At 38.5% G+C, this 10,748-nt stretch carries 9 protein-coding genes; 3 read left to right on the top strand and 6 right to left on the bottom strand.

From position 1 onward, the window contains the following. The first annotated feature begins 306 nt into the window (after positions 1 to 306). On the top strand, positions 307 to 684 hold the full coding sequence (locus FJR37_RS21140; RefSeq protein WP_235334607.1) for a hypothetical protein: 378 nt from the start codon (positions 307 to 309) through the stop codon (positions 682 to 684). 360 nt (positions 685 to 1,044) lie between these two features. Here FJR37_RS21140 and FJR37_RS21135 read toward each other — a convergent pair whose 3' ends face one another. Both FJR37_RS21135 and psb28 read right to left on the bottom strand, forming a co-directional pair. Then, the gene (locus FJR37_RS21135; RefSeq protein ID WP_168467041.1) at positions 1,045 to 1,554 is read right to left on the bottom strand and encodes a molybdenum cofactor biosynthesis protein B; all 510 of its coding nucleotides are present in this window, start codon (positions 1,552 to 1,554) and stop codon (positions 1,045 to 1,047) included. A gap of 84 nt (positions 1,555 to 1,638) precedes the next feature. After that, the gene (gene psb28, locus FJR37_RS21130) at positions 1,639 to 1,974 is read right to left on the bottom strand and encodes a photosystem II reaction center protein Psb28 (RefSeq protein ID WP_168467040.1); all 336 of its coding nucleotides are present in this window, start codon (positions 1,972 to 1,974) and stop codon (positions 1,639 to 1,641) included. An 80-nt stretch (positions 1,975 to 2,054) separates the two neighbouring features. Here psb28 and FJR37_RS21125 point away from each other — a divergent pair, with 80 nt between their 5' ends. Further along, positions 2,055 to 3,818, top strand: a complete 1,764-nt coding sequence (locus FJR37_RS21125) for an alkaline phosphatase (protein WP_168467039.1) — start codon at positions 2,055 to 2,057, stop codon at positions 3,816 to 3,818. Between the two features lie 97 nt (positions 3,819 to 3,915). Here the strand turns inward: FJR37_RS21125 and FJR37_RS21120 are convergent, their stop codons facing one another. Both FJR37_RS21120 and FJR37_RS21115 read right to left on the bottom strand, forming a co-directional pair. After that, a complete protein-coding gene (locus FJR37_RS21120) occupies positions 3,916 to 4,347 on the bottom strand; it encodes a type II toxin-antitoxin system VapC family toxin (protein ID WP_168467038.1) in 432 nt (143 codons plus the stop codon). Then, positions 4,344 to 6,272, bottom strand: a complete 1,929-nt coding sequence (locus tag FJR37_RS21115) for a DUF4209 domain-containing protein (protein ID WP_168467037.1) — start codon at positions 6,270 to 6,272, stop codon at positions 4,344 to 4,346. Before FJR37_RS21115 ends, FJR37_RS21120 begins: the two co-directional genes overlap by 4 nt. A gap of 353 nt (positions 6,273 to 6,625) precedes the next feature. Here FJR37_RS21115 and FJR37_RS21110 point away from each other — a divergent pair, with 353 nt between their 5' ends. After that, a complete protein-coding gene (locus FJR37_RS21110; RefSeq protein WP_039200221.1) occupies positions 6,626 to 7,420 on the top strand; it encodes a DUF2993 domain-containing protein in 795 nt (264 codons plus the stop codon). 258 nt (positions 7,421 to 7,678) lie between these two features. Here FJR37_RS21110 and FJR37_RS21105 read toward each other — a convergent pair whose 3' ends face one another. Continuing rightward, complete coding sequence (locus FJR37_RS21105) at positions 7,679 to 9,070, bottom strand: UDP-glucose/GDP-mannose dehydrogenase family protein (RefSeq protein WP_168467036.1); 1,392 nt, start codon at positions 9,068 to 9,070, stop codon at positions 7,679 to 7,681. 219 nt (positions 9,071 to 9,289) lie between these two features. Further along, the gene (locus FJR37_RS21100; RefSeq protein WP_039199842.1) at positions 9,290 to 10,222 is read right to left on the bottom strand and encodes a UDP-glucuronic acid decarboxylase family protein; all 933 of its coding nucleotides are present in this window, start codon (positions 10,220 to 10,222) and stop codon (positions 9,290 to 9,292) included. Between the last annotated feature and the right edge of the window lie 526 nt (positions 10,223 to 10,748).

The following is a 10,748-nucleotide window of genomic DNA, read 5'->3' as shown; positions in this document are numbered from 1 at the left end:
CCTGTACATCTTTAAATCCTGGACATCCTGATTCAGACAATTAATATGTTAAAATAACAGTAAATACCCATCCTGTACATCTTTAAATCCTGAACATCCTGATTCTGACAATTAATATGTTAGAATAACAGTAAATACCCATCCTGTACATCCTTAAATCCTGAACATCCTGATTCTGACAATTAATATGTTAAAATAACAGTAAATACCCATCCTGTACATCCTTAAATCCTGGATATCCTGATTCAGACAAAAGAATTTTTTGGGTATTGTTAGGAGAAAGACACCGCAGATGGATATGAAATTTTGTTACCTCTCCAACATAATTTAGGAGATTATGCTGAAAGAATTAGCGATATTTTGAAAACATTAGAGATAGTAGAAAATAGAGATCAATTTGATATTTTAAGCGAATTTATCACCAATTATCCTAACTTTACTGTTCAAGGTGTTGTCATGCAAATCGCCACTCCAGAAATTGATAAGTTGAGAGGAGAAATTACATTATTAGGTGCAGTGTTTGAGAAATTACAAGAAATTAAAACAGTTTTAAATAATCAGGATTATATCTTAGCTATTAAAGCTTATCAAGAACGGTTGCAAATTCACTGTATAGGTGATTTAGTCAAAGAAGATAATCATTTTATTCTCAACAATCCGCAAAATTTACAAATTGATGAATGACTGTTAATGATCTAATTAATTAAAATTTTGTCTGATAGCGAAGCGTGGCGTAGCCATATCAGGATGTCCAGGATTTAAGGATTAACAGGATGTGATTTTTTGATTGTCTATGAACCATTGAGATTTGAGGATGAAAAATCATCTTCACATTATAAAATGAATTAGATCCCCGACTTCTTTAAGAAGTCGGGGATCTGTCACCTCACGACTAAGATCAATTTATCAATTAAGTAGGTGAGCGTTGAAAATTGTCGTTATGGCAAGGCAAAAGGCAAGAGGCAAGAGGCAAGAGTGAAGAGGGTTTGGGCGATTTTACATTTCTTTACACAGTTTGGTTTTATTGTGTTCACCTACTTATGTTTAATTCTGCAAATTTAATTGTTTTACCAAATGCACCAATTCCGGTAAAATCAACTTTTCCATCCCCAATCGCACAGCATTACTAGAACCAGGAAGAGAAAAAATGATTTTGCCTTGATAAACACCAGCGACAGCGCGAGAAGCCATAGCGCGAGAACCAATTTCTTGATAACTTAAAAACCGAAATAATTCCCCAAATCCTGGTAAAGTCTTTTCTAATAGCTTTTCTAAAGCATCATAAGTGGTATCTCTGGGAGCAATTCCCGTTCCTCCATTAAAAATCACAGCATTGATACGAGTATCTTCGCCCAAGGCTGTCATTTGGGATTGAATTTCTTTAGGCTCATCTTTGATAATCTGATACAATGACACAGTGTGATCATCAGCTAAAAGTAGTTCTTTAATTAATTGACCACTTTTATCTGTATCTGGGGAACGGGTATCGCTAACGGTAATCACTGCACAAGTTACAGAAACTTGCTGTGTATTTGGGTGTGGTTGAAATTCCATAGATATTTTACGTTTTAGCCAATAACCAATGACCAATGACCACTGAGCAATGCTGGGCGCAGGCCCTGCGCCCCTACTGACTCATTAAGATTTGCTTAATCCGAGTCCATTTTGTTCAGCATAACGATTCATGAAACGCATAAACCGATCCCATTCTTCATTAGACTTCATCACATAAATCGCTTCTAAGGATTCCGGTTTACCGTTGACAAATTTACCCTGAACCCCAGGAATCACGATTTCCCCTTCTTCGTCAATCAAATACAACCCGGTAACTTCATCTGTACCATCTTGTGCCAAGATGTCAGGATTGGTGAACACAAACGTGGCTGTACCACTTTCCCCTTGTTTTGCTCTTGTCAACCGGACATCTGGAACTACTGTTTCTTCAATACCTCTAGCAAACTGAATTTTCGCCATGATGAGTCAATTTAAAGTTTTGTGATCATTTTGTAATATTCTCTCATCATAGGGCAATTTCCACAGCAGGCATTTTACCGATGGTAATTAAATCTAGTTCACAATTCCGATTTAAACGCCGTTTATTTACTACAGCGTTGATCATTGTAGTTGGTATATTCATCACTCTGACTAACCATTCTAGCCCCGCTACACCTGTCACTAAAACCAAAAACGTCATTCTGATGATTGGGGATGGTATGGGCTGGGAAATGGCTCGCGCTGGGGCTATGGCTAAAGGATATAATTACACTTCTGGTAAGGGGGAAGGACTGAGTTTTCAAACTCTGGATCATTATGCCCTGGCTACCACCTATGGTACTACCATTGCCCCTGGTAATGGAGTTTTCAACACGGGTAACTCTGCGTTGTCTAACTCTAATCCAATTACAGGCGCTAGTCCGATGTTACCAGGGTTTAAATTCCAACCTCAATTTAATCCTGGCGATAAACCATCTGGAGGGGGGAAAAATCTTAATCCTAATGCAGTGGGTAATTTAGTGGGTTATGATCCTCAACGTGGGGGAATAAATCCTTGGACACCTGGGAATGATCCTGAATATATCAAGCATAGTTATCCTGATTCTGCCAATACAGCGACTACTTTGTACACAGGAGTAAAAAGCTATAACAATGCTATTTCTGTGGATATATTTGAAAAACCTTTAGAAACTATTCTCAAAACTGCGGCTGATCATGGTAAATCTACTGGGATTGTCACTTCTGTTCCTGTAGATCATGCTACACCGGGTGCAGCAGCAGCAAACGTGAATCGTCGCAATAAATATGATGGTGATTATCCGACTTTGGATAATATTCTCCAGCAGGAACTCCGCATATATCAACCAACTGTAATTTTAGGTGGTGGTCATCCTCTCACGGGTGCGAGTAGTCAACCTCTGCCTACGGGTGTAGAACCGCCAACTAAATTTGAATATATCACTAAAACGACCTATGCAGAATTGAGTAAAAACCCCAATCAAAACCGCTATAACTACACATTTTTAGAACGGGGAAAAGATGCGGCTGATAAGTTAGGGACTACTGCGGCTAAATTAGATCCAAATATGGGCGATCGCTTGTTAGGATTATATGGAGCTAGGGGACAAGAGGGAAATCTCCCTGTGAGTACCGCTAATGGAGATTACAGTAATACCGGTTTGAGTATCTTTTCCCTGTTTGGTTCTCAAGGAAAAAACCCCGATACAGTTCGGCCTCTACTTGCGGGAGAAACCGATAAATCTTTTATTGCGAAAGAAATTAATGAAAATCCCACACTTGATGATTTAACCAAAGCAGCTTTAGCAGTTTTATCTAAAGACAAAGATGGATTTTGGTTAATGGTAGAAGGTGGTGATATTGATTGGGCTGCCCATGATGATAACTTAGATAATATGATTGGGACAGTCTTGGATTTTGATAAGGCTGTAAAAACAACAATTGACTGGATTAAAAATAACGGTGGTTGGGAAAATAATCTACTAATTGTCACCGCCGATCATGATCATTATCTCACTTTAAATCCCAACTTTTATGAACTGCTTAAAGAAAAAGGTCCAGAAGCTTTAACCGCTGAATCTGATTCTATCAAAGCTGGTCATTTTTGGGGTTCTAATCCTAATATCAAATATGGTTGGGGAAATCATGCTAACCTTCCAGTTCCTGTTTATTATCAAGGTAAGGGTTCAGCAGTTTTAACTAATTCTGTCGGTAAGGGGTTTCAACTTTATGGTTATGATATTCCTGGTATTGGGGGTTTAGTAGACCAAATTCACATTTATCAGACTCAACGAAAAGCATTATAATTTAATTGAGGATTTAATTTAGGAATTTAGATCCCTGACTTCTTGGAGAAGTCGGGAATCTGTGCGTCTTTATTTATAGAAATAAGCTTTATAAGAATTATTCTAGAGTCCAATCTTCAATGCTTAAATTAGGAACTTTGATAAAATCTTTGTAATTTTGAGTCACTACAATTGCTTGATTAACTAAAGCTATTGCAGCTATTCTTAAATCTTGTGAACCGCTGTTAATTTTTTGCTGTCGTAATTTTTGATAAGACTCACAAGCTGCTTGATTAAACTCCAATAAATTTACACTACAGAAGAAATTTTGAGTCAGTTTTAAATTTCGATGTGCAGATGCTAATCCTTGTAGATTTTTATTGCTATTACATTTATTAATAATAGCTAATCTACCTTTTAATTGTTCCTCAAGCGTGATAGTTGTTACAAATATGCTGGAGTTACCAACTGCTCTAATACGTTGAATAATTTGATTATTTTCATATTGCAAAAGAGTCACGGTATTAGTATCAAGAATATAGATGCTCACGCTGCATGATTCTCCTCTATAGAAGCTTCTTCCGCAACCATTTCTTCATCTAATTTACGCCGATTTATAGCTATTTCTTCGACAAATTCATCAAAAAATGGATCATGTTTGAACATACCAGCAAATTTGACTAAAGGGTTAGATTCTTCCACAATTTCTTGAGGTATTTCTATTCCTAAACCAAAGCATAGTCGCAATGTTACCCACCACAAGTAAGAGAAAATAGGACTAAAGAATTCATTATCATTAATTAAACCATGAGCCATGCGATTTCTTAAATTTGACCCGGATTTCTCTATTAATAAACCCTGAAGCTCAAAAAGCGTGTCTTCATCAAAAATTGAAGTAATTTGTGGATATTTACTAGGGAAAAGAGTTGTATTTAAATTGTTTTCTTGTTGAATACCATTATTTTTGTTGTCAATTCCAGAAGTTATCGCTCCTCGATTCGAGAGTAGATAACGAACGGAGTTTTCAATTTGTGGAATTAAGATATGAGTAGAAGTAATAAAATCTCCGATTAATCCAGCATAAAGACCTTTTACAAATAAATGTTCTCTTCCTGATGGGACAAAAGGGTTATTTGAAACTAGTGGAAGTAAGTAGGATTCTTTTATTTTGTGGTCTTCTGATTTTTGTATTATGTGTTCCGAAATAATTTGTTTTCTAGCTGGTTCAATAAAAGCCAGAGCATAAATTTTTTGATATCTAGCAGCTTCTTCCTGGTTATTAGAGCTTTGATGTGCTACAACCTTACCCATCTCATTTATTTTTTCTTCTGGAAAAAGCCCAGATAATCCATTTTCCTCTACGGTTTGAGATGAAACTGAAACTTGACGTGGAATTACAAAACGAGCCAGACCTGATATTGCTTCTAGAAATTCTTTGCCTTTAACGTTTGATATCACAACTTCCATTTCTTTTTGACTAAGATTCAACTCAGAAGAAATTACTATCAACTCATTAGATGACTTCTGCTGATACTCAAGAAGACGTTTGTGAATTTCTTCTAATTTAGTGTTTATCTCTCCTTTCTCCTCACATTGGCTTTTTAATCTTTCAAATGCTTCAAAAGCTTTCTTTAAATCTTGTGATGCTTTGAAGTAAGAGGTTGGATGTTTATTTAAAGAATCTTCAGCTTCCTTCCTGTAAGTTTCAGCAGTATACATTCTTGCTGTATGTGCCTTTTCTACATTTTTTCCAATGTGATGCCATTCTGCCGTAATTCCCCAGTACCTTCTTGCTCCATGCCAATCATGATCTAATTCTGCCTGTTTTGCCCATTCTTCAGCAATAACTGCATATTTAATGGGATCAAAGAGTTGCCGTTCTTGGAGTTTCTTTTCTTGCAAAAGCTCCATAAGATTTGTTGATACACCCCAAGGATCTTTTCCGTTGCTATCATTAATAATTGCTTCTATACGTGCAACAATTTTCTTGACTTTATCGTTAGCATTTATACTCAGTCCTAGTCGAAGCGCCCGTTCAATCTTGGCTAGGCGGAATAACATTATAGGATTTTCTAAGTCTGTGGTAAGTTCTAAGTAGGCATCAATTGCTTTCTTAGCCATATCAATGTTACCGAGCCTGAGCCAGAGAATGTCAGCAATTCGTGCTTTAAGTTCTGGATCTGAAACTTCATCTAAAATCTCAGCCAGAAAGTTTAAGTGTTCATCTGTGAGGTGCTGAAAAATTTCAGGAAAAGATTTTTTTGTTGCACTTGGCTCGATTTCATCACTACTCACATCTACTAATATTTGAAATACGGCTTGGTTTTTAATATTTCCTGTCTGTTTTGCATTTTGGAGTTTTGAAAAAAAGGCTAAAGAGTAGCTAAAACAATCCTGGCTACTGCTATTAACTACTTCTTTACAACCAGAATTAATAAAATCTTCTTTTGTGAGAGGGGGGTTTAGTGATGACATAATTTAAATTTACTTGGTAATAAGTCTATTATGGAAAAATTAGGCGGTTTTACTACTATCCCTATATTAACCCAATCTGGAAAAAATCGCCCTCGCCCCTAATTAACTGTTGGTAATAAATCTTACTTTCATCGCACTTTTTACCCCCAATTTAGCATAACGACGATAATCCAGGACTTAGATTTGAGTAATTTAAATTATTTATTACAGAAAATAAAGAAAAATTACGTAATCGTCAATCAACCATCAGTTATCCTGTTCTAAGTCATTAGTAGATTAAATCAGGGGATCGCTTGCATAATTGTTCACAATTTGTTACAAAAATATAAAGAACTTCTAGAGACTAAAACCTAATGTTCGGCGGACTTACTGGTTTAACAGATACGAAAAGCACCGATTGGGGAGAGCGAATGCTCAACACAGTCGCCAGTCAAACGATTCGCCACCTGTTTACCCAGAGCGAGTCGGTAGAAGTCTTTGTGCGCTGCTATCCCTCCAGCAAACTGTTGCAAGGCAGCATTGATAGCTTTAAAATGAACGGTCGCGGCTTAGTAATTCGCAAAGATTTCGCAGTTGAGGAAATGTCCTTTGAAACCGACGCTGTAGCCATTGACTTCGGCTCGGTTTTAAGTGGTAAACTTACCCTCAAACAACCTACCCAGGCTGTAGCTCAGGTGATTCTATCAGAAGAAGGTATTAATCGGGCTTTTGAGTCAGAACTGGTGAAAAAGCGCCTGCTTAACCTTTCTGAACCCACTTTGATTGCCATATCTGGTGGCGAACCAATTTCTTTTACCGAAGTTGAGGTCAAGCTATTACCTGAAAATCGCTTGCATTTAGTAGCTAAAGCTGATTTAAACAACGGCGAACTCATACCCCTAAGTATGACCATTGGTGTCGGGATTGAAAGAAGAAGGCGGGTTTCTTTCAAAGAACCGAAGATTGAACTTGAGGGAGTTCCAGAAGCACAAAGAGAAATTTCCCAGACTTTAAGTGTGGCATTGGTAGAAATTTTGGATAATATGGTTGATTTAGATCGCTTTGATTTAGATGGGGTAAAAATGCGACTAAATCGTTTAGAAACAGAAGGTCAAAGATTGATTTTTAGTGGTTATGCAGAAATAGAAAGAATTCCTCACAGTTCTTAACAATTCTAAAATTGAAAAAATTAACGCCGCCTAGTTGACCCTGGGCGGCAATTTAATTTTTATAGCAGAAGTCAAGATGTAGGGGCGCAGGGCCTGCGCCCAGTCAGAAGAATGAAGAATGAAGAATGAAGAATGAAGAATGAAGAATGAAGAATGAAGAATGAAGAATGAAGAATGAAGAATGAAATTTCTCCCCTACTTCCCCTACTTCCCCTACCTCCCCTACCTCCCCCACCCCCCCTACCTCCCCTACCTCCCCTACCTCCCCACACCCACATACTGGAATCCAGCTTTTACCATTGCTTGACGGTCAAGAAAATTACGACCATCAATCATGACCGCGTGGTTCATCAATTTTGCCATTTTCCCATAGTCCAAAGTGCTGAACTGTTGCCATTCAGTGACAAGTACCAAAGCATCACAGCCATCTGCTAGTCTTTCCGCGTCGGTTTCTACTAACACACCAGAAAGACCATGACGCATTCCTGTTTGAGAAATAATGGGGTCGTAAGCCTTGACTTTTGCCCCCAGTCGGTTGAGTTGTTCAATCAACATGAGTGCCGGTGCGTCCCGTAAATCGTCTGTATCTGGTTTGAAGGTTAAACCGAGTAGTCCCACAGTTTTACCTTTGAGGATTTTTAAAGCTTGTTGGAGTTTTTCTAGGGCGATGAGGCGTTGACGTTCGTTAACACTGACAGCAGCTTTCATGAGTTGGGCTTCATAGCCATAATCATCAGCGGTGTGAATGAGGGCGGAAACATCTTTGGGGAAACATGAACCACCCCAACCAATACCAGCTTGTAAGAACTTGCTACCAATGCGGGAATCTAAACCGATGCCTTTTGCTACTTGGGTAACATCCGCACCGACGCGATCGCATATATTAGCAACTTCATTAATAAAACTAATCTTGGTGGCTAAAAAGGCATTAGCCGCATATTTGATCATTTCTGCGGAACTGAGGTCTGTTACTAACACTGGAACGGAAGGTAAAGACTGATTAGCCGCAAATTTGCGTTCTATGATTGGTGCATATAATTCTTTCATCATGCCTGTGGCTTGTTGACTATTACCACCTAAGACAATCCGATCAGGGTTAAAGGTATCATAAACTGCTGAACCTTCCCTCAGAAACTCTGGATTACTGACTACATCAAACTGGTGAGCAATCTCCGATAATTTCTCCTCACTAGTTGTATCACCAGATGCCAATAATGTTTTCTGACGTTCCGCAATCCCATCCACAACAATCATTCTTACCCAGTCGCCAGAACCAATAGGAACAGTAGATTTGTTAACAATGACCTTATAACCACCATTGAGATTTTCACCAATACCACGAGCTACCGCTTCTACGTAGCGAGTATCACTTTCACCATTGGGCAAAGGAGGAGTTCCCACAGCAATAAACAGGATTTCTCCATGATTAACACCAGCCGCGAGATCACTAGAAAATTGAATATTGCCACTATTAATAGCAGACTGCATAATTTCCGAAAGTCCTGGCTCAAAAATCGGTGACTGCCCAGACTTCATTAATTTTACCTTTTCCTCGTTATTATCTATGCAAATTACATTATGGCCAATATGAGCCAGACAAGCACCAGTTACTAAACCAACATAACCAGTACCAATTACGCAAACACGCATTTTTAAAACCCCTGTTTTTTATAGTTGTCAGTTGTCAGTTGTCAGTTGTCAGTTGTGAATCAATGATTGGTGATCCTTTAGGTAAGGCGTAATGCTAAGTAGGTGAACACAATAAAACCAAACTGTGTAAAGAAATGTAAAATCGCCCAAACCCTCTTCAATCTTGCCTCTGGTTACTGAGCGAAGTTGCCATAACGACAATTTTCAACGCCCACCTACTTAAACCTGTTGGAAACGTTGACGGAAATCTTCAATCATCAGTTTTAAACCATCTTGCAGAGGAATGGTGGGTTCCCAATCTAACAAAGTCTGTGCCTTGGTGATATCGGGACGACGACGACGGGGATCATCAGCAGGTAGGGATTCAAATTTAATTTCTGCATCTGGGTTAATCAGGTTTTGTACAGCCTGAGCTAGTTCTAAAATGGTATATTCATCAGGATTACCCAGATTTATGGGTCCTGTATGTTCACCATTCATTAATCGCATTAGCCCATTTACTAGGTCAGAAACGTAACAAAAGCTCCGGGTTTGTTGACCTTCGCCATAAACAGTTAAAGGCATACCTCGTAATGCTTGCGCCACGAAATTGCTGACTACGCGCCCATCATTTTCCAACATTCTCGGTCCATAAGTGTTGAATATCCTGGCGACGCGAATCTCGACTCTATTCTCTCTGTAGTAGTCAAATGCCAGGGTTTCAGCCATTCTTTTGCCTTCGTCATAACATGAGCGAATGCCAATGGGATTGACGCTGCCTCGATAATCTTCAGTCTGGGGATGAATTTCTGGATCTCCGTAAACTTCGCTTGTAGAAGCTAATAAAAATCTGGCTTTAACCCGTTTAGCTAAACCTAACATATTGAGTGTACCAATGACGTTAGTTTTAACAGTTTTAATGGGGTTATACTGGTAATGCACAGGGGACGCTGGACAAGCCAGATGATAAACCTGATCCACTTCTAACCGAATTGATTCGGTGATATCATGACGGATCAGTTCAAAGTTAGGATTATCTAACCATTGGAGGAGATTATGTTTCTTTCCTGTATAGAAATTGTCCAAACAAATGACTTCATGACCATCATTCATTAATCGGTCAATCAGATGAGAGCCAATAAAACCAGCGCCGCCTGTCACTAAAATTCTCATATTTTTCCTTCTGCTAATATTTACTTTTAGTATGCACTTCATGTTGTTGTATATTACCCACATTGGCAACAAAAACAAGCATATTTATCTCAGAATTGTTGTATAGCGGTTTTTAATTCAGCGAAGTTCAAACACCCCACCTCCAACTTCCTCTCCGCAAGCAAGGAGGGGGCTATAATGTACTCGATATGATTAGGAAATGCTATGTATGGCTTTTGAGTTCAGCAATTCTAATTTTAAGGTCTCATGACATTTAAACCCTTACATTCTTAAACATTTACAGTCATTGCGAGCGAAGGGAAGCAATCACAACCCTTGGAATTGCTTCATTTCACTTCATTCCATATGGCTAAAGCCACGCTTCGCTAATGCAATAACATTGTGTAATTAATTCTGTCTCACTACTTAGAAGCAACCATAAGTAGGGTTTGCTGAAAAAGTTGTCTATGAGCGCTAGAAGTTCAGGAGTCAGGAGTTAGAGATAGGACGTAATTTACCATGACATACTAGACATAGCCAGACATTT

Source organism: Aphanizomenon sp. UHCC 0183 (assembly GCF_009712065.1).
Lineage (GTDB): Bacteria > Cyanobacteriota > Cyanobacteriia > Cyanobacteriales > Nostocaceae > Dolichospermum > Dolichospermum heterosporum.
The sequence above is the reverse complement of the archived record's forward strand: the minus strand, read 5'-3'. Positions and strand labels throughout refer to the sequence as shown.